Source organism: Acidisoma sp. 7E03, from assembly GCF_054665075.1.
Genome location: NZ_BAAFHE010000004.1, coordinates 114,728 through 135,769, shown reverse-complemented (window position 1 = coordinate 135,769; position 21,042 = coordinate 114,728). Strand labels below are relative to the sequence as shown.

The 21,042-nt window shown below is 68.3% G+C and carries 21 protein-coding genes and 1 pseudogene; 7 read left to right on the top strand and 15 right to left on the bottom strand.

The window, feature by feature from the left end:
• Positions 1-69 precede the first annotated feature (69 nt).
• From ACYQ6W_RS07945 to ACYQ6W_RS07935, 3 genes are all read right to left on the bottom strand, one after another.
• Positions 70-636, bottom strand: a complete 567-nt coding sequence (locus tag ACYQ6W_RS07945) for a DUF3576 domain-containing protein (protein WP_459674623.1) — start codon at positions 634-636, stop codon at positions 70-72.
• A 158-nt stretch (positions 637-794) separates the two neighbouring features.
• Positions 795-2,045, bottom strand: a complete 1,251-nt coding sequence (locus ACYQ6W_RS07940; protein WP_459674622.1) for a porin — start codon at positions 2,043-2,045, stop codon at positions 795-797.
• A 327-nt stretch (positions 2,046-2,372) separates the two neighbouring features.
• A complete protein-coding gene (locus ACYQ6W_RS07935; protein ID WP_459674621.1) occupies positions 2,373-3,617 on the bottom strand; it encodes a porin in 1,245 nt (414 codons plus the stop codon).
• Between the two features lie 306 nt (positions 3,618-3,923).
• On the opposite strand from ACYQ6W_RS07935, the gene ACYQ6W_RS07930 reads away from it, so the two are divergent.
• From ACYQ6W_RS07930 to ACYQ6W_RS07920, 3 genes are read left to right on the top strand one after another with little or no spacing between them, the layout of a single operon-like run.
• Complete coding sequence (locus ACYQ6W_RS07930) at positions 3,924-4,652, top strand: YggS family pyridoxal phosphate-dependent enzyme (RefSeq protein ID WP_459674620.1); 729 nt, start codon at positions 3,924-3,926, stop codon at positions 4,650-4,652.
• Entirely contained in the window at positions 4,630-5,175 is a 546-nt protein-coding gene (locus ACYQ6W_RS07925) for a Smr/MutS family protein (protein ID WP_459674619.1), read from the top strand. Before ACYQ6W_RS07930 ends, ACYQ6W_RS07925 begins: the two co-directional genes overlap by 23 nt.
• Entirely contained in the window at positions 5,172-5,573 is a 402-nt protein-coding gene (locus ACYQ6W_RS07920) for a helix-turn-helix domain-containing protein (RefSeq protein WP_459674618.1), read from the top strand. The genes ACYQ6W_RS07925 and ACYQ6W_RS07920 overlap by 4 nt, the downstream gene beginning before the upstream one ends.
• On the opposite strand, the gene ACYQ6W_RS07915 is transcribed toward ACYQ6W_RS07920, so the two are convergent.
• From ACYQ6W_RS07915 to cysK, 3 genes are all read right to left on the bottom strand, one after another.
• Positions 5,562-6,839, bottom strand: coding sequence for a leucine-rich repeat-containing protein kinase family protein (locus ACYQ6W_RS07915; RefSeq protein WP_459674617.1), 1,278 nt, complete (start codon positions 6,837-6,839; stop codon positions 5,562-5,564). The two genes, ACYQ6W_RS07920 and ACYQ6W_RS07915, sit on opposite strands and share 12 nt — an antisense overlap.
• Before the next feature lie 72 nt (positions 6,840-6,911).
• Positions 6,912-7,130 carry a DUF1127 domain-containing protein gene (locus ACYQ6W_RS07910; protein ID WP_459674616.1) on the bottom strand — a complete coding sequence of 73 codons (219 nt, stop codon included), beginning with the start codon at positions 7,128-7,130 and terminating at the stop codon, positions 6,912-6,914.
• Positions 7,131-7,275: 145 nt separating this feature from the next.
• Positions 7,276-8,316, bottom strand: a complete 1,041-nt coding sequence (cysK, locus tag ACYQ6W_RS07905) for a cysteine synthase A (protein WP_459674615.1) — start codon at positions 8,314-8,316, stop codon at positions 7,276-7,278.
• Between the two features lie 65 nt (positions 8,317-8,381).
• Here cysK and ACYQ6W_RS07900 point away from each other — a divergent pair, with 65 nt between their 5' ends.
• From ACYQ6W_RS07900 to ACYQ6W_RS07885, 4 genes are read left to right on the top strand one after another with little or no spacing between them, the layout of a single operon-like run.
• Complete coding sequence (locus tag ACYQ6W_RS07900) at positions 8,382-8,834, top strand: RrF2 family transcriptional regulator (protein WP_459674614.1); 453 nt, start codon at positions 8,382-8,384, stop codon at positions 8,832-8,834.
• A gap of 21 nt (positions 8,835-8,855) precedes the next feature.
• A complete protein-coding gene (locus tag ACYQ6W_RS07895; RefSeq protein ID WP_459674613.1) occupies positions 8,856-9,170 on the top strand; it encodes an XdhC family protein in 315 nt (104 codons plus the stop codon).
• Complete coding sequence (locus tag ACYQ6W_RS07890; protein WP_459674612.1) at positions 9,167-9,859, top strand: XdhC family protein; 693 nt, start codon at positions 9,167-9,169, stop codon at positions 9,857-9,859. The genes ACYQ6W_RS07895 and ACYQ6W_RS07890 overlap by 4 nt, the downstream gene beginning before the upstream one ends.
• A complete protein-coding gene (locus ACYQ6W_RS07885) occupies positions 9,852-10,430 on the top strand; it encodes a nucleotidyltransferase family protein (protein ID WP_459674611.1) in 579 nt (192 codons plus the stop codon). The genes ACYQ6W_RS07890 and ACYQ6W_RS07885 overlap by 8 nt, the downstream gene beginning before the upstream one ends.
• On the opposite strand, the gene hutI is transcribed toward ACYQ6W_RS07885, so the two are convergent.
• The 9 genes and pseudogenes from hutI to smc form a co-directional block, all read right to left on the bottom strand.
• The gene (gene hutI, locus ACYQ6W_RS07880; protein WP_459674610.1) at positions 10,405-11,616 is read right to left on the bottom strand and encodes an imidazolonepropionase; all 1,212 of its coding nucleotides are present in this window, start codon (positions 11,614-11,616) and stop codon (positions 10,405-10,407) included. The two genes, ACYQ6W_RS07885 and hutI, sit on opposite strands and share 26 nt — an antisense overlap.
• Entirely contained in the window at positions 11,613-12,044 is a 432-nt protein-coding gene (gene sufU / locus ACYQ6W_RS07875; protein WP_459674609.1) for a Fe-S cluster assembly sulfur transfer protein SufU, read from the bottom strand. The genes hutI and sufU overlap by 4 nt, the downstream gene beginning before the upstream one ends.
• A gap of 51 nt (positions 12,045-12,095) precedes the next feature.
• Positions 12,096-13,640: a UxaA family hydrolase gene (locus tag ACYQ6W_RS07870; protein WP_459674608.1), complete on the bottom strand. Its 1,545-nt coding sequence runs from the start codon at positions 13,638-13,640 to the stop codon at positions 12,096-12,098.
• Between the two features lie 147 nt (positions 13,641-13,787).
• Positions 13,788-14,390 (bottom strand): hypothetical protein, encoded by a 603-nt coding sequence (locus ACYQ6W_RS07865; RefSeq protein ID WP_459674607.1) that lies wholly within the window; start codon positions 14,388-14,390, stop codon positions 13,788-13,790.
• A gap of 3 nt (positions 14,391-14,393) precedes the next feature.
• Positions 14,394-15,737, bottom strand: a complete 1,344-nt coding sequence (accC, locus tag ACYQ6W_RS07860) for an acetyl-CoA carboxylase biotin carboxylase subunit (RefSeq protein ID WP_459674606.1) — start codon at positions 15,735-15,737, stop codon at positions 14,394-14,396.
• A 5-nt stretch (positions 15,738-15,742) separates the two neighbouring features.
• Positions 15,743-16,213 (bottom strand): acetyl-CoA carboxylase biotin carboxyl carrier protein, encoded by a 471-nt coding sequence (gene accB / locus ACYQ6W_RS07855; protein WP_459674604.1) that lies wholly within the window; start codon positions 16,211-16,213, stop codon positions 15,743-15,745.
• Positions 16,210-16,659, bottom strand: coding sequence for a type II 3-dehydroquinate dehydratase (gene aroQ / locus ACYQ6W_RS07850; RefSeq protein ID WP_459674603.1), 450 nt, complete (start codon positions 16,657-16,659; stop codon positions 16,210-16,212). The genes accB and aroQ overlap by 4 nt, the downstream gene beginning before the upstream one ends.
• 49 nt (positions 16,660-16,708) lie before the next feature.
• Positions 16,709-17,287, bottom strand: a pseudogene (locus tag ACYQ6W_RS07845) (malonic semialdehyde reductase); the annotation flags it as partial.
• A 284-nt stretch (positions 17,288-17,571) separates the two neighbouring features.
• Positions 17,572-21,042, bottom strand: a complete 3,471-nt coding sequence (smc, locus tag ACYQ6W_RS07840; protein WP_459674602.1) for a chromosome segregation protein SMC — start codon at positions 21,040-21,042, stop codon at positions 17,572-17,574.

The following is a 21,042-nucleotide window of genomic DNA, read 5'->3' as shown; positions in this document are numbered from 1 at the left end:
GACATCGCGGGCGAAATGCGGCCCGCGCACCGCACCCGGCATGGGTGCGGCGCGGTCTCCAGAGGCGTGTTAGTTGGTGGTGCCCTGAACGCGCAGCTGGCGCGCCCGGGCGAGGACCTTGTCCTCGATCTGCTCGTTGGTGCCGGGAGAAACCTGGGCATCCACCCACTGGCCGTTCTGCAGCACCTGCTTGAACACGGTCACGCGCACGCCATCGGCGCGCAGATCCTGGCCGAGAATATAGGCATTGGCCTTGTAGCGCTCGGTGGCATCGCCCGGCGGTTGATACCAATCGGTGATGATGACGCCGCCGAAGGGATCGGCGGAGGAGAGGGGCATGAAGGAGAGGGTGTCGAGCGCGCCGCGCCAGAGATAGGCGTTCACCCCAATGCCGGCATTGCCGGAGCTGTTGGTCGCGTGCGGATTCTTGTTGATGCCGAAGGACAGGCCGTCCGATCCCAGCAGGCCGCCGTCATTGCCCTTGTAGCCGGCGCCGGAAACCTGATCGCCGTTCAGCACCTGGGGATTAGCGGGCTCCGACTTGCCGCCGCAGCCCGTGAGGGATGCAACACCGAAAAGAAGCGCCGCGGAGAGGCTGCGACCGAGAAGAGAAGACCTACTATTCGTCAATGCCATTGCGCCTGCCCAGGGAAGAAAGCCGCACGACCCGCGCGGGGGCTTTGTCTCTAACCCTCGGCGTCCCGCCTGCCAAGCATCTAGCGTGACAGTCACACAAAGAAATAAGGCGGCGGGAATGTCCCGCCGCCTCATTCAGTCCAACCAGAGTGGTTAGATTACCACTGGATCTGGGTGCCGACGCCGAAGAGCTGCGACTGGACGCGGTTGTTGGCCGTGCCCGCGTTGCCGGTGGCGAAGTCGTAGCCACCCTGGTGACGCCAGCCGTAGTCGTAGTCGACGAACAGGTTCACGCCGGGGACCAGCGTGTAGGTGCCGCCGAGGGCGAGACCGTTGTTGACCTGCTGGCCGGTGGTCAGGCCGGCGGAGGTGATGGTGGCGCCGGAACCGGCGTCGATGCCGCCCGGAAGATCACCCGTCGTATTAAAGTTGAAGAAGCTGCCGCCGACCGTGATCGGGCCGGTGGTGTACTGCATACCAGCCAGCCAGCCGATCGCCGCGTTGCCGCCATCGGGCTCCAGCTGGAAGTTGTAGCCGGACACCTGGTTGAAGGCACCGTAGACAACGTTGCCACCGAAGGTGAAGCCCGCGATCGTCGCGGTCGCACCACCGGAGAAGATGTTCATGTTCTTGTAGGAGACGGCCGGGGTGTCGCCCGTGTAGGCAACCTGGCCAGCGCCGAGGTAGTCCGCACCGATCTGGATGCCGACCGGACCGAACTTGTGGGTGAACTGGCCACCAACGTCGATCAGGTTACGCGGCATGCCGCCGACGATCGGGGTCGTCGTGGAGGTTTCCGCCAGCGTGTAGTTCGCAGCGGTGTGGTTCGGCTCGAAGCCGACCGCGAACTGGAAGCCGGAGATGGTCGGGGACAGGTAGACGATCTTGTTCGTGGACTGGCTCAGGCCGCCGTTGTCAACGAAGGGATAGACCGGCTGCGCGTTGCCCGGAACGATCGCGGGAAGGTCACCCCACCAGCCACCGTCGTTGAAGCCTTCGAAGGTGCCGGTCTCGAAGAGCACGATCGGGCCGTTCTGCTGGCCGAAGCTGATCTGACCGACTTCGGGGAGGCCGAGGTAGCCATAGGCCTGGAAGACGTACAGGGTCTCAGCGCCGGCCGAAGAGCCGCCGTTCATGCGGATTTCGGTCGCCGCACCGTAGTGCAGGCCATTGGCGGCGACGCCGTCGAAGCCCGGATACAGGCGCATGTAGCCGAGGAAGCTGTCGGTCGAAGTCTTCGTGCCACCGATGTTGTCGAGGCTGGAGCCTTCGATGCCGGCGTACCAGTTGACGCGGCCATTGAGGCGGACCGTCACGGAGCCGGGCGCCGCCGTCTGGGCATCGGCCGCAGCGGCCAGACCCATCGAGGCACCCACGGTCGCGACCGTCGCGAGTAGGAGCTTACGCATTTATTCCTCCTGGTTAGTGCCGGAAACCGGCCAACAAACTATCGCCCCTACCTTCATCCATGGCTCACGCGTGCAGACCGCGAACCGGCTTGGGAGTAGCGCGAGGAATAATGGTCATTCGTTTGCCAAATTCGCAACGGCAACGCAGCCGCAGCATGACATTTACGAAACACTGTGGCGATTAAGCCACAGATGGCGGTGTCTGGATCCCCTATCTCGTTGCGAGAATGAACGAATAGCGCGCGCGGCAAAAAAAAAGCGGCCGGCATGTCTGCCGGCCGCTTCGATCGCACCCGCCGGCCGGAGCCGCGGGCTATGCGCGATATTTTACCAGTAGAGCCAGGTGCCGATTGCGAAGACCTGCGCGTTGGTGTCGTTGTTGATCGAACCGGCCTTGCTCGCGAGGAAGTTGTAGCCTGTCTGGTGACGGCCGCCATAGAGGTAGGAGGCGAAGAGCTTCAGGCCCGGCACCACGAGATAGGTGAGGCCCGCAGCCGCACCGTATTCGCGGCGGGTGCCTTCGGTGGTGGGCGAGGACATGTCGCCCTGGCTGTCATAGACGAAGTAGCTGGCACCGACGGTCAGCGGCCCGGTGTTGTAGGAGCCGCCAGCCAGCCAGCCGATGGCGTTGGAGCCACCTTCGTAGTTCGGCTCGAACTGGCCGTTCATGTTGCCGAACTTGGTGTTGCCGCCGACCACGAAGCCCGCGTAGCTCAGCGTCATGCCGAAGCTGCCGACCTGCATGTTCTGGTAGGGCAGGCCGGCCTTGGCCGTGCCGGTATAGGCCACGGGAGCCGCGGTCATGTAACCGGCCGAGGTGTTGAGTGCGAGTGCGCCGAACTTCTGCTTGTAGCGGATGCCGAGTTCGAGCGTGTTGCGGCGCAGGTCGGTCGCCGTCGTCGAGGAGACGGTCGCGGGCGCGTAGTTTTCCGCCGTCTGGTTTGGCTCGAAGCTCACGCCGAAGCTGAGGCCGCTGAAGGTCGGGGTGATGTAGTCGATCTTGTCCGTGGTGCGGGTGCTGTTCGACCAGGTGAAGGGATAGACCGGGCGGGCCGAGGAATTGACGAAGAAGTTCTGGATGTCGCCGTTCCAGCCGCCGTCATTGAAGCCTTCGGGGCCACCTTCGAAGCGGCCGGTGTCGAACAGGTAGAGCGCGCCTTCCTGCTGGCCGAAGCGGAGAAGACCGACCTGCGGCAGGCCGATGTAGCCGAAGTCACGCAACACGTAGAGGGTTTCGGTGCTGGCGCTGGTGCCGGGGCTGGTGGCGGTGTTTTCGCGGATTTCCGCCTGGGCACCATACTGCAGGCCGTTGGCGGCGACGCCGTCGAAGCCCGGATAGAGGCGCATGTAGCCGCCGAGGCCGTAGCTGGAATATTTGGTGCCGTTATAGTTCTGACCGGTGAAGCCGCTCACACCGGCCCACTCGGCGACGCGGCCGCCGAGGCGGACGACGATGGTGCCGGGGGCGATCTTCTTGGTGAAGTCGGGGGTCGAAACCTGGGCCTGGGCGGCGCCCGCGAGGCCGATGGCGGCCGTCAGCGCTGCCGCGCCGGCCAGGAGATACTGTCGCATGAGAAGAGGAATCCTCCGGTTGAGAACCCGCGGGCACCGGAATGCCGCGGCAAGGCACGTAGCGACCGCTCCCGCGAGCGGACAGATTGACGAACAACAGACGAGAGAACCTCTGTGCGGCGTCGCAGGAGGCGAGCGCCATCATCGGCTCGTAGAACCCGTATTCTGCCCGCCTGGCATTTTTGCCACAGCGGCCTGTGGGCCTAATGCCACAGTCGCTCTTGCCCATGTGTGAAGCTTCTTTGACATGGAATGCTGCGCCGCAACGCTTGACCCCCGGCGCGGCTTGTGAGGAATCTCGACGCCATGTCGCAGACCGCAGCCGCTTTGCCGAACGAGGCCCATTCCATTGCCGAGGCTTTGACCCGGGTGCGCGCCGATATCGCGGCGGCGGCGCGCGCGGCCGGACGCGCCCCGGAGGCGGTCGCGCTCGTCGCCGTGTCCAAATTCCATCCGCAAAGCGCGGTTGTCGCAGCGATGCAGGCAGGACAGCGCCTCTTCGGCGAGAACCGCGTGCAGGAGGCGGCGGCGAAATTCGCACCGCTGCGCGCCACGCACGACTTCCGGCTGCACATCATCGGCGCGCTGCAGACCAATAAGGCGCGGGAGGCCGTGCGCCTCGCCGATGCCATCGAGACGCTGGACCGGCCGAAGCTCGCCGATGCCATCGCCGATGCGGCCGAGCGCGAAGGCCGCCTGCCGGATCTCTACGTTCAAGTAAATGTGGGCGAGGAGCCACAGAAGGGCGGTGTTCTACCCGCGGAGGCGGATGCCTTCATCGCCGCCATGCAGCGGCGCTTCGGTGAGACGCTGCGGGGCCTCATGTGCATCCCGCCGGCGGAAGGCGACCCTACGCCGTATTTCCGCGCGCTCGCCGAGCGGGCCGCGCGGCACGGCCTCGTCGCCCTGTCGATGGGCATGTCGGGTGACTTTCCGCAAGCCATTGCCTGCGGCGCCACGCTGGTGCGTGTCGGCACGGCGATTTTCGGGCACCGCCCGGCAGGACCGGCCGGTGCCGCCGCGCCGTCTCTCTGAGCGCGAGCGGGCGGAGTGGCTGAGCTTCGCGCAGGCGATCGGCGCGAAACCTCTGGCTGCCGCCGAAGCCTTGGCGCTCGCCGCCTTCGCGCCGGCCCCGACGGTGGCGGCAGAGACGCCGCCGGCACAGGGAAAGGCGGTGGTTCTACCGGCGGCCCGGCCGGTGCCCAAGGCGCCCCCGCCGGAGATTGCGGTGGGTGAAGCCGCGGCAGGGCTCGACGGTGCGTCCTGGGAGAAATTGCGACGCGGGCGGATGCGGCCGCAGCGGACGCTCGATCTGCACGGCCGCACGGCGCAATCGGCTTTCGCCGCCTTCGAACGCTTCATTGCCGAGGCGCGGGCGGACGGCGTCCGCTGCGTCGAGATCGTGACCGGCCGCGGGGCGGGTGAAGGCGGCGTGCTGAAGCGCGAGCTGCCGCACTGGATCAACCGGCCGGACATCCGCGCCGGCGTCCTGGCCGCAGCCCATCCGCATCGCGCCAATGTCGGCGCGGTGATCCTGCTGCTCAGGCGGCGCCGGTGACGCCCTTCGGTGCCCGGCTGCGGGCCTTGCGCCAGGCGCGGCAGGTGACGCTGGCGCGGCTCGCCGCCGAATTACAGGTCTCTCCCGCCTACCTTTCGGCCCTGGAGCACGGCCGGCGCGGCGGTCCCAGCGCCGGCCTCGTCCACCAGGTGTGTGAGTTCTTCGGCTTGATCTGGGACGATGCGGAGGAATTGGCGCAGCTCGCCAAGCTCTCCCACCCGCGTGTCACCGTGAACACGGCGGGTCTGCTGCCGGAGCAGACGGCGTTGGCCAACCGCCTGGCGCAGACGATCCACCGTCTCTCACCCGAAACCATCGCGGCGATGCATGCACTGCTCGATGCGACGGTGCCGCCTCCGAAACCCCGGCTGCGGCGGCGGGCGACGTCACGCCTCTGACGGGCTTAGGGTGTCGAGGCGATCGACGACTTCGGCCATGGTGGGTCGCGCGGTGAGGCTGGGCTGACGGCAGGCGACGGACAGCTCGGCCAAGGCGGGGGCGGGCGTATCCGCGCGGTCGAGCAATTCCTGCAGCAGGATGCCGAAGGCCCGCACCTCGATCTTGGCAAGCAGGCCGGCTTCCGCCCCCTCCGGTAGAAAGCCGGCGCCGCCGAAATCGGTGAGCACCGCATGACGCTCGTCCCACAGGATGTTGTGGGCATAGAGATCGCCGTGGATCAGGCCGCGGGCATGGAGGTGGGCCACGGCAGAAGCGATGGCGCGGGCGATCCGCAGGGCCTCTTTGAACGGTAGGCACAGGCCTTCGTCATAGACGTCCCGCGTGCAGCTCTCGAGGCTGGGCGGCGCGGCGAGGGTTCGCATGCCGGACGGGAGAAGCGGGAGCACCAGACCGTCGCGGCCCTCGGGATGCCCGGTGATGCGGCCAAGTGCGGACAGAAGGTGCGGATGCCGCCCTGCCGCCAGGGTTGCCGCGATCTCGCGTTCCGGCAGTCCGTCGCTGGTCATGCGGCCTTTGAAGAGTTTCACCGCGACCGTCTCGTCGCTGGGCGCATGCTTCATTGCCTGGACGAGGCCCGATGCGCCTTCGCCGAGAGGCTGCGCACCGGACAGGTCGGCCCAGGGCATAGCGCGGGCGGCAGGCGGGATCGTACGGTCGAACGGATTGCCGGCCCAGGCGGGCCAGGCGAGGCACGGCAGCTGCGTGAGCCAGGGCGGCAGCCGCTCCAGCTGGTTTGCCGAGAGACGGAGCAGTTCCAAACGGGGCAAATCGCCCAAGCTTTCAGGCAGGCGGGCGAGCTGGTTGCCCGATAGCAGCAGCTTTTCGAGCGCTGGGCGCCGGCCGAGATCATCCGGCAGTGCCGTCAGCCGGTTGTCGGTGACGGTCAGCCAGCGCAGTCGAGGTGGCAGCGACTCGCCCGGAATCTCCGATAGGACGCCGCCGCGAATGCCGAGCTGGCTCAGGCTCGGGCAGTCTCCGAGCGCCGGCGGCAGCCGGGTGATCTGGCTTTGCGAGCAGAAGAGAACGCGCAACCGGTGCAGGCGGCTGATGTCGGCCGGCAGGTCGGTAAGCGGATTGTCCGACAGGTCGAGGATTTCGAGCGAGTCGGCGAGGCCAAAGATCTCGGTTGGGACGGCGGTGATGTTCCGCAACCGCAGATGAGTAGCGCCGGCGAGATCGCCCCGGCGCAGGGCCGCGAGCGTCATCGACAGGCGTCGGCATGATGGGCACCCGTTCCGGCCCTGCAGGGCCGGGTTCGGGGCGGATGTCTCAGCCGATCAGCGGCGATAGGTGCCGGCGGCGACAGCCGGAATGTCGAAGCGGCTGAAACCGAGTTCGGCGAGCTGCTCATCGGAGTAGGTCTCGAGCTCGCGGGCGATGCGGCGACGTTCGCGAACGACGGCCATGTGCGCGGCATAGCGGGCGCGCAGGCCCTGGAAGCGCTCGGCGAGGACGCGCCCAAGGGAACGGGTCTGGGATTGGGCGAGAGTGGCCACGGTGATGCTCCTCAGCATTTGTGCTGACGCGCAACATATACTCACGGCCCTCGCATTGCCATTGCGCACTGCAGCATGGTGGCATGCAATTCCGTCACATATTCGTTATTACGATTAACCATATCTGACGATCGAAAATATGCTCCTATAACCCATTGAAAAGGTTGGTGGAGAGGTACCGCTCTGCGGAGGAGGCGCAGATCACGACGATCCGCTTGCCACGGCTCGCGGGCTCGCGTGCGACGGCCAGACCCGCGGCAAGCGCGGCGCCCGAGGAGATGCCAAGCGGTATCCCCTCCAGCTTGGCGCAGAGCCGCGCCGTCTCCATGGCTTCGGTCTCCGAGATCGGGATCACGCGGTCGATCAGGCTCATGTCCAGCGTCTCCGGGCAGAAGCCCGGGCCAATGCCCTGGATTTCGTGCGGCCCCGGATCATCCCCCGACAGCACGGCGCTCTCCGCGGGTTCGACGGCGATGACCTGGAAGCCGGGGCGGCGAGGCTTCAGCGCGCGGGCGATTCCGGTGAGGGTTCCCCCGGTGCCCGCTCCCGCCACCAGCATGTCGATCTCGCCGGCGCAATCGGCCCAGATCTCCTCGGCCGTGGTGGCTTCATGGATCGCGGGATTCGCCATGTTCTCGAACTGCCGGGCCATCCAAGCGTCGGGCGCGGCCGCGACGATGGCCTCGGCCCGGCGAATGGCGCCCGCCATACCCTCCCGTGCCGGGGTCAGTTCCACGCGGCCGCCCATCAGGCGGATCATCCGCTGGCGTTCGACGGAGGCCGAGTCCGGCATGACGACGGTCAGCCGGTAGCCCTTCGCCGCAGCGACGAAGGCAAGGGCGATGCCGGTATTGCCCGAGGTCGGCTCCACCAGATGGCTGCGCCCGGGAATGAGCGTGCCTTCCGTTTCGGCCGCTTCGACCATGGCGAGGCCGATCCGGTCCTTCACCGAGCCGAGCGGATTGAGATATTCGAGCTTCAGAAGGAGTTCGGCAGCCAGCCCGTCCCGCTCCATGAAATGGCCGAGCCGCACCAGCGGCGTGCCGCCGATCGCGTCAAGAATGCTCGAGCAGATGCGGCCGCGCGCATGAACGGGCGGGCGCGGCGGGGTGGCGGCGGCGGGACGGCTCTCCGATTGCGAAATAGATGCCTGTTTCGATCGCCCCTCTACTTTGCTTGCACGCATCGCCCTATATTACCCTCTCAGGAAGTGAATTGCGCCCGGCCGTCCGGCCTGATCGGGGATAGACCATGCTCATGCGCCGTGAACGAGCCTATACCGCTGTGGCCGTCATGCTGGATATAGGATGGCACGCAGGTCGCCAGCGCCTGGAAAGTGCAGGCGACATTGCCGATCGCCTGTCCATGGCGCGACGGGGCATCGAGCCGGTGTTGCAGGGCCTGGCCCGGGCGGGCCTGTTGGACAGCACGCGCGGTCCGAAAGGAGGCTATCGCCTCGGCCGCAGCGCGCGCCAGATCACCCTGGCAGAGGTCGTGGATGCCGTGACCGGCGAAGGCCCCGATCATTCCGAAACGGAAGCCGGGGGCGAGCTGCAATCCGCCGCCGTGGCACCGCTCTGGGCCGAACTCGAAGGCCATGCCCGCACCCATCTCAAGAGCATCACCCTCGAAGCGCTGATCCAGCGCGCGCAGACGCAGGGCCTCAAGCGCCCGGCCCACGCGCCCATCGTCTTCGCTATCTGACCGGCCGTGACCGTGCCAGGCATGCCGGACGAAGTCATCGACACGGCGCTCGCCTGGCGCGCGAGCGGCACCGCGGTCGCGCTTGCCACCGTGACCCGCACCTGGGGCAGTGCGCCGGCACCTGCGGGTAGTCAGATGGCGATTGCGACGGATGGCCGTTTCGCCGGCTCGGTGAGTGGTGGCTGCATCGAGGCTGCGGTGATCGAGGCGGCCGGCCGCGTCATCGAGAGCGGCACCCCGAGCCTGCTCGCCTTCGGCGTAACGGAGGCACGGGCTTGGGAAGTCGGTCTCGCCTGTGGCGGCGAGGTCGAGGTGTTCCTGGAACCGCTGGCATGACCCCGGCGCTCGCCGCGGCGCTCGGCCGCGCGCGGGCGGAGGCGCGGCCGGTCGTGCTCGCCACCCGCTTGCAGGATGGGGCGCAATGCCTCCTGCCGGACCCGGAGATGCCCGAGGCGCTGAACCAGAAGGCGCGCGCCCTGCTGCGGACGGACCGCAGCGAGAGTATGGAACTCGCCGAGGTCCGCTGGTTCCTCCGCCCCTATAATCCGCCGCTGCGGCTCATCCTGGTGGGCGCCGTGCATATCGCCCAGGCGCTGGTGCCGCAGGCTCGTAGCCTCGGCCTCCAACCCACCATTGTCGACCCGCGCACTGCGCTCGCGACGGAACTGCGCTTTCCCGGTGTTCCGCGGATGACGGAGTTTCCCGAAGAGGCGATGGCGGCCCTGCGCCTCGACCCGCGGAGCGCCGTCGTCGCCCTCAGCCATGATCCGAAGCTGGACGATCCGGCGCTCGATGCGGCCTTGCGCGCAGAGGCCTTCTACATCGGCGCCCTCGGCTCGCGGAAAAGCCATGCCGCCCGGCTCGAGCGGCTGGCGGCACTGGGTCACGACCCGGCCACGCTCGCCCGCATTCGGGGACCGGTCGGGCTCGCCATAGGGGCGCTGACGGCGTCGGAGATCGCGCTTTCCATCCTGGCGGAGATCGTCGCCGTCCGGCGTGGCGGTGCCTGCGCCGACCGTGGCTGAGATCGCGGCCCTACTCCTGGCGGCTGGCCTCTCCCGCCGCATGGGCACCACGCCCAAGCTGCTGCAGGCCGGTGCCGATGGGCGGCCGATGGTGCTGCATGCGCTCGACCACCTATTGGCCGTCTTTCCGCAGGTGACGGTGGTCCTCGGCCACGACGCCGCAGCGATGGGCGCGGTGCTCGCCGCGCGGCCGGTGCGTCTGGTGGTGGCGGAGGATTATGCGGAAGGCTTGGCCGCGAGCCTGCGTACCGGCCTCGTGAGCCTACCAGCAAACACCGAGGCCGTTCTCGTGGCGCTGGCCGACATGCCCGGCGTCTCCCCGGAGACGCTGCGCGCCCTGGTTTCCGCACACCGGCCGGGGCAGGTCACGGTGCCGGTCTTCGCCGGCACGATCGGCAATCCGATTCTCTGGGACCGCGACTATTTCGTCGCCATGCGGGCGCTTACCGGCGATCGCGGGGCGAGATCCCTGCTGCCGGCGGACTGTCTGCGCGTTGCGGTGCCGGATGAAGGGATTCTGAGGGACGTGGACACTCAGGAAGACCTCAAATCCTGGCAGGCTCGCCTTTGAAGTAGCGGGCGAACAGAGGGTTGAAGCCGATGCGGTAGACGAGTTCCGCCGGCTCTTCGACGGTCCACACCGCAAGATCGGCGGATTTCCCGGCCTCCAGCGTGCCGGTCTCGGCGGCGAGGCCCAAGGCGCGTGCCGCCTCGCGCGTGATTCCGGCGAGGCATTCCGCCACCGTCATGCGGAACAGCGTCGCCCCCATGTTCATGGTCAGCAGCAGCGAGGTCAGCGGCGAGGTGCCGGGGTTGCAGTCGGTCGCGAGCGCCATCCGTGTGCCGGCCTCCCGAAAGAGGTCCACCGGCGGCGTCTTGGGTTCGCGGATAAAGTAATAGGCGCCGGGCAGCAGAACGGCGACGGTCCCGGCCTCAGCCATGGCGCGTGCATCGGCGGCATCGGCATATTCCAGATGGTCCGCCGAGAGCGCGCCGAAGCGCGCGGCGAGCTGCGCCCCGCCGCCATGAGACAACTGCTCGGAATGCAGCTTCACCGGCAGGCCGAGGGCGCGGGCCGCCGTGAAGACCTGCTCCATCTCGGCAGCGGAGAAGGCGATGCCTTCGCAGAAGCCATCCACCGCATCCACGAGGCCCGCGGCCGCCGCCTGGCGCAGGCCGGGGATCGCGACCTCATCGAGATAGGCTTGGGACCGGCCGCGATACGCCACCGGCAGGGCATGGGCCGCGAGCCAGCTCGTGCGGATGCGAACGGGGCGGCGCCGCTCCAGCATGCGTGCCGCTTCGAGCATCCGGCATTCGGAGGCGATGTCGAGCCCGTAGCCGGACTTGATCTCGACAGTCGTCGTGCCTTCGGCAAGCAGCGCGTCGAGCCGCGGCAGGCTGGCCTCGACGAGCTGTTCAGTCGAAAGCGCGCGCGTGGCGGCGACCGAGGAGACGATGCCGCCACCGGCGCGGGCGATCTCTTCATAGGTCGCGCCATCCAGCCGCATCTCGAATTCTCGCGCGCGATTGCCGCCGTGTACGAGATGGGTGTGACAGTCGATCGGCGCTGGGGTGACCCAGCGGCCGCCGAGATCGGTCACCGCGGCATCGGTGATCGGCGGCAGGCCAGCAGCCGGCCCGGCAAAGGCGATGCGCCCATCTTCGATCAGCACGGCGCCGTCCTCCACGACGCCGAGGCCAGGTGCGCCGTCCGCGAGCGTCACGAGGCGGGCCTGGGTGAGAAGCCGTTTCATGGCAGATCCTTCAGGGCGGAGAGCAGCGCGGTCCAGCCGAGGGTCGCGCAGGAAATGCGGGAGGGCACCTTGGCGAGCGGCTGGAAGCAGGCGAGTGGACTTTCGGCCGGCAAGGGCTGGTGACGGCGCAGCGCCTGTTCGAAATCCGCAGCCGTCGTGGCAATTTCGGTCGTGGTCAGCCCAGGCACCATCTCGGCCATCAGATCGGCCGAGGCGGCGCAGATGGCGCAGGCGCGGGCCTGATGGCGGATCTGGTTAACCCGCCCTCCGATGCCGAGCGTGAGTTGCAGGGAGATGCGGTCCCCGCAGAGCGGATTGCGTGCCTCGGCGCTGGCATCGGAAGGCTCCAGCCGCCCCGCATAGCGGGGCCGGCGGGCGCGATCCATGATGGTCGCGTGGTAGAACGCTTCGGCGGTCTCGTCCGTCATCAGCCGAAGATGCGGCGGCGGGGCGGCCGCCGCAATGGCACACCCCGTCGATCAGACGGTGGCGCCGAGTTGCCAGGGTGCGAATTCGTCATCCCCGAAGCCCATCAGCTCGCTCTTCGTACGCTCACCGGAGGCAACGCGCAGGATGGTCTCGAAGATGCGCTGGCCGCATTCCTCCACCGTCTCGGTGCCGTCGGCGATGGTGCCGCAATTGATGTCCATGTCGTCGGGTTGACGGTCGTAGAGCGGCGTATTGGTCGCGAGCTTCAGCGAGGGCGTGGGCTTGCAGCCGAAGACAGAGCCGCGGCCCGTGGTGAAACACAGCACATTGGCGCCGCCCGCGACCTGGCCGGTGGCCGAGACCGGGTCGAACCCCGGCCCATCCATCACCACCAGCCCCTTCTCGGTCACCGGCTCCGCATAGCCCACGACATCCACGAGATTGGTGGTGCCGGCCTTGGCGACGGCGCCGAGCGACTTTTCGACGATGTTGGTGAGCCCTCCGGCCTTGTTGCCGGGGGAGGGGTTGTTGTCGATCTCGCCGCCGTTGCGCCGGGTGTACTCCTCCCACCAGGAAAGGCGGTCGAGCAGCTTCTGGCCCACCTCCGGGCTGACGGCCCGGCGGGTCAGGAGGTGTTCGGCACCATAGATCTCGGTCGTCTCCGTCAGGACGACGGTTCCGCCATGGCGCACGATGAGGTCCGAGGCATGGCCGAGCGCCGGATTGGCGGTGAGGCCGGAGAAGCTGTCCGACCCGCCGCATTGCAGGGCGACGTTGAGATGCGAGGCCGGGACGGTGACGCGGGTGACGTTGTTCGCTTCGGGCAGAAGCTCGCGCACCTTGGCGATGCCGGCTTCGACGGTCTTCCGCGCACCGCCGCTTTCCTGGATCACCATGGTGGCGAGCCGGCTGCCGGGCTGAATGCCGCGGCTCTGCATGATCGGGCTGATCTGGTTGGTCTCGCAGCCGAGGCCGATGACGAGCACGGCCGCGAAGTTCACATGCTGCGCATAGCCCGCAATGGTGCGGCGGAGCGTATCCATCCCTTCCCCCGCGATCGCCATGCCGCAGCCGGTCTTGTGGGTCAGCGCCACCACGCCGTCGACATTCGGGTAATCGGCCAGCAGCCCCGCTTCGCCGGTGAAGGGATTGCGGCGGAAGGCTTCTGCGACGTAGCGCGCGGTGCCGGCCGAGCAGTTCACCGAGGTTAGGATGCCGATGTAGTTGCGGGTCGCGACCCGGCCGTCCGGCCGGATGATGCCCTGGAAGGTCGCCTGCGGCTGAATGTAGTCGGTGGGCTTGGCATCGGCGCCGAAGGCATGATCGCGCGCAAATTCATGGATTTCGCAATTCTGCACGTGGACATGGTCGCCCGGTGCGATGTCGGTCTTGGCGAAGCCGATCACCTGGCCATAGCGTAGGATGGGCTCCCCCTTCGGAATGGCCCTCAGCGCCATCTTATGGCCGCGCGGAATGCGCTGCCCTGCCGTCACCCCCCGATCGGCGAGCGCCGTTCCCTGGGGAATCTCCACCCGCGCGATGACCACGTTGTCGCGCGCATTGAGATGCATGGTGGAAGACAGGGTGTTCAGCATGGTTTCAATCCTTCGGCCCTTGGCGGCCGGTGCCGTTCTTGCCAGGGCCGCCCGCGCGGCGCCGGTGCGCGATCTTGCCCCGTCGGGCCCCCGCGCGCCAGAGACTTCTCGCAAGCCCTGCCTGCAAGAATCGGATTGGTCGGACGATCAGTCCGCTGGGCCGAGGACCGCAGCCGTATAGTTTTCGACGACCTGGGAGATGGGCGTGCCGCTTTCGGCCGTCAGCAGGCCGACGTTGCGCAGCACGTGGTCGGGCATCGGCCCTTTGCCCGGATGCCACAGAATCTCGCTGGACAGCGTCTGCCGCCGGAAATGCAGGCCGGCGACCGCCAGACCAAAAGGGGTGTCGCTATGGTCGAGCAGGGCATTCATTGCCGGCGTCAGACGGTCGGGCACGTACCAGTTGTCGGCATCCGATAGCACCTCGGAGCCGCACAGCAGTTGCACGCGGCGGTAGCCGAGCGCTTCGCCCGGGGCGAGGAGCAGATTGCGCCGCACGCTCTCCGGTGCGGGCTTGGGCGGCCCCGCCACCCGCTCGGCGACGATGCGGGGCTCGGCCGCGAGATGGTAGCGGGCACACCAGTCGGCGAGCACGCGGGTCGCGCTCGGATGGTCGCGCAATTCCTGCTGCAGGAGGGCGAGGCGGCTCGCGGCTGCCTGCCGCCGGGCCGCCTGTTCCTCAGCCCCGGCCATGGCCGGTAGAGCCGTCAGCCACAGCGCGAGAGCAAGCAGACCGGCGCGCCACGACACGGCTCAGGCCGTGCCGGCGACGAATTTTTCCAGCCAGTGGATGGTGTAGTCGCCCGACTGGAAGGTGGGATCGTCAAGGATGCGGCGGTGCAAAGGCAGGGTGGTCTTGACGCCGATGACCGCGAATTCGTCGATCGCGCGGCGCAGACGGGCGATCGCCTGGGCGCGGTCCGGCGCATGGACGATGAGCTTGGCGATCATCGAGTCGTAATAGGGCGGCACGCGATAGCCGCCGTAGAGCGCGCTATCGACACGTACGCCGAGGCCGCCTGGCGCATGGAAGGTGGTGATCAGCCCAGGGTTGGGAATGAAGGTGTCGGGGTCTTCCGCATTCACGCGCACTTCGATGGCGTGGCCGGAGAAGGTTACCGCCGACTGGTCGTAGCCCAGCGGCTCGCCGGCGGCGATGCGGATCTGTTCGCGCACCAGATCGACGTTGCAGACGAGTTCCGTCACCGGATGCTCCACCTGCAGGCGGGTGTTCATTTCGATGAAGGCGAACTGCCCGTCCTGATACAGAAACTCGAGCGTGCCGGCATTGCGGTACCCGAGGCCCTTGAGCGCGGTGGTCACCGTCTCGCCCAGCGCATCCCGCTGGGCGGCGGTGAGCGCGGGGGAGCCGGCCTCTTCCAGCACCTTCTGGTGGCGGCGCTGCAAGGAGCAGTCACGCTCCCCGAAATGGACGACGTTGCCGTGGCTGTCCGCCAGCACCTGCATTTCGATATGGCGCGGGCGGTCGAGATATTTCTCCATGTAGACGGCGTCGTTGCCGAAGGCGGCCTTGGCCTCGGTGCGGGCCACCTGCCAGGCTTCGGCCAGTTCGTCTGCGCTGTGGGCGACCTTCATGCCGCGCCCGCCGCCGCCGGCGGCGGCCTTGATGAGCACGGGATAGCCGATGCTGGCGGCGACTTCCGCGGCGGCCGCAAGGTTCGGCAGCGCCCCGTCCGAGCCCGGCACCAGCGGCACGCCGAGGCGCTTCATGGCGTCCTTGGCGGCGATCTTGTCGCCCATCATCGTGATATGCGCGGCAGTCGGGCCGATGAAGGCGATGCCGTGGGCTTCCACGATCTCGGCGAAATTCGCGTTTTCGCTGAGGAAGCCGTAGCCGGGATGGATCGCGTCCGCCCCGGTGATGGCGGCGGCCGAGAGGATCGCCGGGATGTTCAGATAGCTGTCGCGGGCGGCCGGTGGTCCGATGCACACGCTCTCATCCGCGAGGCGGACATGCATGGCGTCCGCATCCGCGGTGGAATGCACGGCGACGGAGGCGATCCCCATCTCGCGGCAGGCGCGCTGAACGCGGAGGGCGATCTCGCCGCGATTGGCGATGAGGATTTTCTTGAACATGCCGATTAGTCCAGAATCATCAGGACTTCGCCAAACTCCACCGGAGTTCCGGCGCCGACGATGATCTGAGACACGGTGCCGCCGCGCGGCGCCTTGATCTGGTTGAAGGTCTTCATCGCTTCGATCAGAAGCAGGGTCTGCCCGGCCTCCACGCGCTGGCCGACGGAGACGAAGTTGGGGCTCTCCGGATCCGGCGCGAGATAGGCGACGCCGACCATCGGGCTGGTCACGGCACCCGGATGGCTCGCATCGGGCGCGGCGGCGGCGGGGGCTGCTGCCGGCGCAGGCGCTGCCGCGGCGGCAACGGGCGCAGGGGCTGCCATCGCCGGCGCCGCGGCATAGCTCACGGGAGCCGGGGCGCGGGCGATGCGAACCTTGCGATCCTTTTCCGAGATTTCGATCTCGGTCAGGCCCGTCTCGTCCAGGATCGAGGCGAGTTCGCGAATGTCGTCAGGGTCAAATGACAGCCGGTTCATAGGCCACCTTCCAGAATCCGTGCCATCGCGATCAGACCCAGGGCGTAGCCATGTGTTCCGAATCCGCAAAGCACACCCGTTGCTATTTTGGAGACGTAAGAGTGATGCCGGAATTGCTCCCGGCGGTGAATATTCGAAATGTGGACCTCGACCACCGGCAGTTCGGCCGAGAGCAGCGCATCCATCAGCGACACGGACGTATGGGTCAGGCCCGCAGGGTTGATCACGATGCCGCTCGCGCGGCCCCGGCATTCCTGGACCCAGGAAATCAGCTCACCTTCACTGTTGGTCTGGCGGAAGTCGATCGCAAGCCCCAGACCCTCCGCAGTTTCAGCGCAGAGCTGTTCGACGTCGTCGAGCGTCGCCGAGCCATAGACTTCGGGCTGGCGCAGGCCGAGCATATTCAGGTTGGGGCCGTTGAGCACGGCGATCAGGGGCAGGCTCATGGCGCGCGGGCTAGCATAGGCGCGCCGTCCGGCCAATGCCCCCGCGGCATCAGGCCACCTCGCAGCATTCTTCGAAGGTGAGGCGCGGGTTGCGCGGCCCGTCCATCGGCTCGCCATAGCCCAGGCAGAGCAGGAAGTTGGAGCGCCAGCTGCGGCCGTCCATGAAAAGGCTGTCGACCTTGGCATTGTCGAAGCCGGACATCGGCCAGCAGTCGAGCCCGAGCAGGCGCGCGGCGAGGATGAGATAGCCGCCCTGGAGGCTGCCGTTGCGCATGGCAGTTTCCTGGGAGAACTCGTCGTTCCAGGCGAACCAGCTGCGGGCCTCCTCCGCCTGCGGATAGAGGCGGGGCAGGAAATCATAGAAGGATGGGTCGTATCCGACGATGACGACGACGGGCGCGGTCATCACCGCCTGCACGTTGCCGTGGGTCAGCGCCGGCCGCAGACGCTCCCGTGCTTCGCGGGAGCGGAGGAAGACGAAGCGGGCGGGGCAGCTGTTGGCCGAGGTCGGCCCCAGCTTCACGAGATCGTAGAGGTGCCGGAAGGTCTCCTCGTCCACCGGCCGGTTCGTCCAGGCGCGGGGCGTGCGGGCATGGTAGAAGGCGCGGGTCAGTTCCGGCGCCTCGAGATCATAGGGGAAGGTCTTCGGCCCGAAGGGTTCCGCCGGCGAATACGTCGCCTCGGTCTCCTCGGTTGCGGCGAGATCGGCCGCGATCATCGCCTCGCCGATGGAAGGCTCCGCGGATGCGGCCGCAGCGGAGGTTGCGGGCAGATGCGGCTCGGCCGCTGCCTCCACCTCCGTCTTGCCCTTCGGCTCAGTCACATCCGTCATACGCCCTATCCCCAAAACTCAAGCGGCGGGCTTTGATAGCACGCAGTCCGGAGGGATCAACCGGCCCCTCCGGTCAAGGCTCATTCCGCGGCCATCTGTGGCGTCGGCTCCGTCATTGCCACGGCGCGATTGAGATCGACCGACAGCAGGCGGGAAACGCCGCGCTCCATCATGGTGACGCCGTAGAGCCGGTCCATGCGCGCCATGGTGTGATGATGGTGCGTGACGACGAGGAAGCGCGTGCCGGTCTCGCGCACCACTTCGTTGAGCAGGGTGCACAGCCGCTCTACATTCGCGTCGTCCAGCGGCGCGTCCACCTCGTCGAGCACCGCGAGCGGCGCGGGGTTGGAGCGGAAGACGGCGAAGATGAGGGAGAGTGCCGTCAGCGCCTGCTCGCCGCCCGAGAGCAACGACAGGGTGGAGAGCTTCTTGCCCGGCGGCTGGGCGTAGATTTCGAGCCCGGCCTGCAGCGGATCATCCGAACCCACCAGCGCCAGATGCGCCCGTCCGCCGCCGAACATGCGCGCGTAGAACATCTGGAAATTCTTGTCGATTTCCGAGAAGACCGCCGACAGCCGCTCGCGCCCCTCGCGATTGAGGTGGCCGACCGAGCCGCGCAGCTTGGCGATGGCGGCGACGAGATCGCCCTTTTCGCGGTCCATCAGCTCGAGCTGGCGGGTGATCTCCTGCACCTCGATCTCGGCGCGCAGGTTCACGGGCCCCATCTCGTCCCGCTCCTTGGTCAAGCGCTCGAACTTGCGGCGGGCCTTCTCCTCCGCCTCCTGACTTGGCTCGCCCTGCAGTTCCGGAAACGAGGGATTGGCCCCGAGACGTTCCAGCACGCGTTCGGCGACCGTGCCCCAGGCGTGGTTCGCCTGTTCGACGGCGCTTTCGGCGCGGACCAAATTCTCGCGGGCCAGCGCCTGCGCGGTCTCTGCGGCGCGGGAGGCCTTTTCGGCGGCGCGCGCTTCGGTCTCCGCCTGCTTCAGTCGCTCGGCGATGGCGCGGTATTCGGTCTCCGCTTCGGCGAGCAGGGCGCTTTGGGCCGCGCGCTCCGTCGCGATCTTCTCCGGCGCGGCGGCGAGGGCCGCGTGCTCGGCTTGGGCTTCCTGTTGGCGCTGGCGGAGATCGGCGAGGTGGCTGCCCGCTTCCGCCGCGCGCTCGGCCCAGCCTTGGCGCTCGCGCGCCAGGCTGTCGCGCCGCTGGGCGCGGGTGCTGGCTTCGCGCAGCAGTGCGTCGTGCCGGCTGCGGCTGTCGCTTTCCTCGCGGCGCGCCAGCTGCAATGCGCTGCGCGCGGCTTCGACTTCGGCGCGCTTGGCGGAGAGGTCGGGCAGGGCGGCCGCTTCCGCGCGAATGGCCGCGAGCGCGGCGTCCGCTTCCTGCCGCTCGGGCTCGGCTGCTTCGAGCTGGGCGGCGACACCGGCGAGACGCGCTTCCGCCTGGGCGGCGCGATTGGTCAGAGCGGCGGCGGTGTTGCGCAGGCGTTCGGCCGTCTGGTCGGCCTCCCGCCGGGCCTGGCGCGCCGCCTGTTCCTCGGCGATGCCGGCACGATCCGCCGCTTGGGCGGCTTCCTGAGCGGCGCGTGCCTCCTGCGCTGCGGCATCGGCGGCGGTGCCCTCTTCCCGCAGGCGGCGCAGCCGGTTGCGCTGGGTGAGGCGCACGGTCGCGGCCGTCGGGGTGCCGGCCTTGATGGTATAGCCGTCCCAGCGCCAGACGCCGCCCTCTTCCGAGACGATGACCTGGCCGGGGCGGAGCTGCGCCTGCAGATCGGGTGCGGCCTCAGCGGAGGCGAGCAGAATGTGCGAAAGGGCGCGAGCCAGCGCCGGCGGCCCCTGCACCACGGCGCCGAGCGGCGTGCAGCCTTCGGGCATGGCGGCGCTCTCCGCCAGCGGCGGCAGTTCCCGCCAGCTGCGCGCGGCATCGCGCGCGGTCGCGGCACTCAGCTCCTCCCCGAAGGCGGCACCCAGCGCCGCTTCCAGCCCTGCCGGAACGGTAAGTTCGTCGACCAGCTGCGGCCCGGACTGGGTCTGCCCGACGCTCAGCACCTCGTTCAGCGCGCGGATCTCGGCGCGCAGCTTCGTCGCGGCGGACTCGGCCGCATTGGCCTTGTCACGCGCCGCGGCAAGCGCGCTCTGCGCGGCGACCCGCGCCTTCTCGGCGGCTTCCAGCCGGGTGGCAGCGGCCTTGCGCGCCTCTTCGGCCGTCTCGGCCGCCTCCTTCGCCTCGGCAAGTTTCTCGGGGGCAATGAGGTCCTGCGCCAGCCGGTCGCGCTCCACCGTCAGGCGGGCCACCTGCTCATTGGCGCGGCGGCTGCGCTGCTCGGCCTGGGTGACGCGGCCGGAGAGCGCCTGGACCGTGGCCGTCAGCGCCGCGTTGCGCTCGGCCGCGGCCTGCGCCGCCGTCTCTGCTGCGCGTGCTGCCTCCGCCGCATGCTGCATGGCGGCTTCGGCCTCAGCGAGTTTGCCCTTCGCCTCCTCTTCGGCGGCCGCGAGCGTCGCATCCTCGGCGGCAAGGCGGGATTCCGCCTCCGCCGCATCGCGCATCATGCCTTCGGCGCGACCGAGGTCGCGGTTCGCCTGCTCCAGCCGCTGCGTTGCCGCGGCGATGGCGGCCTTCGCGCGATTCTCCTCGGCGACGAGCTGCTCGGTCGCGACGCGCTGGCGCTCCAGCGCCGTGCGGGCGTCCGCCTCGCGGGAGCGCAGGCTCGGCAGGATTTCGCTGCCGGCGCCATGCGCCTGTTCGGCGGCGCGGTTTGCTTCGGCGGCTTCCGTCACCGCCTGCTGCGCCTTCTTCAGCGCTTCTTCGGCGGCCGCGCGGCCACGTTCGGCCCGGGCATATTGCAGACCGAGGAATTCCGCCTCCGCCGCGCGGATGAGGCCGGAGATGTTGCGGTAGCGCGCTGCCTGGCGCGCCTGTTTCTGCAAGCCCTGCAGCTGGATTTCCACCTGGCCGCGCATGTCCTCGGCGCGTTGCAGATTGGCTTCCGCCCCGCGCAGCTTCAGCTCCGCCTCGTGTCGCCGGGCGGAGAGGCCGGCGATGCCCGCCGCCTCTTCCAGGATCTGCCGCCGCTCTTCGGGCTTGGCGCCGACGATGGCGGCGACGCGGCCCTGGCCGACCATGGCGCAGCTGCGGGCACCGCTCGCCATGTCGGCAAAGAGTGTCTGCACGTCACGGGCCCGAATCTCGCGGCCGTTCAGCCGATAGCCGCTACCCGAGCCGCGTTCGATCTTGCGGGTGATCTCAAGTTCGGACTGTTCATGGTTCGGCGGCGGCACCATGCCCGCAGCATCTTCCAGCGTGACCGTCACTTCGGCGAGGTTGCGCGAAGGACGGCTGGTGGTGCCGGCGAAGATGATGTCGTCCATCTCGCCGCCACGGAGCGACCGGGCATTGCCCTCGCCCATGGCCCAGCGCAGCGCGTCCACGATGTTCGACTTGCCGCAGCCATTCGGGCCGATGATGCCGGTCAGGCCCGGCAGGATGTCCAGGCTGGTCGAATCCGCGAAGCTTTTGAACCCCGCGATGCGTAGACGGGCGAGCCGGGCCGGCAT

Excerpts from the sequence above, each read along its gene's own strand:
- ACYQ6W_RS07945 (WP_459674623.1), bottom strand. The coding sequence starts at position 636 with ATGGCATTGACGAATAGTAGGTCTTCTCTTCTCGGTCGCAGCCTCTCC.
- ACYQ6W_RS07940 (WP_459674622.1), bottom strand. The coding sequence starts at position 2,045 with ATGCGTAAGCTCCTACTCGCGACGGTCGCGACCGTGGGTGCCTCGATG.
- ACYQ6W_RS07935 (WP_459674621.1), bottom strand. The coding sequence starts at position 3,617 with ATGCGACAGTATCTCCTGGCCGGCGCGGCAGCGCTGACGGCCGCCATC.
- ACYQ6W_RS07930 (WP_459674620.1), top strand. The coding sequence starts at position 3,924 with ATGTCGCAGACCGCAGCCGCTTTGCCGAACGAGGCCCATTCCATTGCC.
- ACYQ6W_RS07915 (WP_459674617.1), bottom strand. The coding sequence starts at position 6,839 with ATGACGCTCGCGGCCCTGCGCCGGGGCGATCTCGCCGGCGCTACTCAT.
- cysK (WP_459674615.1), bottom strand. The coding sequence starts at position 8,316 with ATGCGTGCAAGCAAAGTAGAGGGGCGATCGAAACAGGCATCTATTTCG.
- ACYQ6W_RS07900 (WP_459674614.1), top strand. The coding sequence starts at position 8,382 with ATGCTCATGCGCCGTGAACGAGCCTATACCGCTGTGGCCGTCATGCTG.
- ACYQ6W_RS07895 (WP_459674613.1), top strand. The coding sequence starts at position 8,856 with ATGCCGGACGAAGTCATCGACACGGCGCTCGCCTGGCGCGCGAGCGGC.
- ACYQ6W_RS07890 (WP_459674612.1), top strand. The coding sequence starts at position 9,167 with ATGACCCCGGCGCTCGCCGCGGCGCTCGGCCGCGCGCGGGCGGAGGCG.
- hutI (WP_459674610.1), bottom strand. The coding sequence starts at position 11,616 with ATGAAACGGCTTCTCACCCAGGCCCGCCTCGTGACGCTCGCGGACGGC.
- sufU (WP_459674609.1), bottom strand. The coding sequence starts at position 12,044 with ATGACGGACGAGACCGCCGAAGCGTTCTACCACGCGACCATCATGGAT.
- ACYQ6W_RS07870 (WP_459674608.1), bottom strand. The coding sequence starts at position 13,640 with ATGCTGAACACCCTGTCTTCCACCATGCATCTCAATGCGCGCGACAAC.
- accC (WP_459674606.1), bottom strand. The coding sequence starts at position 15,737 with ATGTTCAAGAAAATCCTCATCGCCAATCGCGGCGAGATCGCCCTCCGC.
- accB (WP_459674604.1), bottom strand. The coding sequence starts at position 16,213 with ATGAACCGGCTGTCATTTGACCCTGACGACATTCGCGAACTCGCCTCG.
- aroQ (WP_459674603.1), bottom strand. The coding sequence starts at position 16,659 with ATGAGCCTGCCCCTGATCGCCGTGCTCAACGGCCCCAACCTGAATATG.
- smc (WP_459674602.1), bottom strand. The coding sequence starts at position 21,042 with ATGCCGGCCCGGCTCGCCCGTCTACGCATCGCGGGGTTCAAAAGCTTC.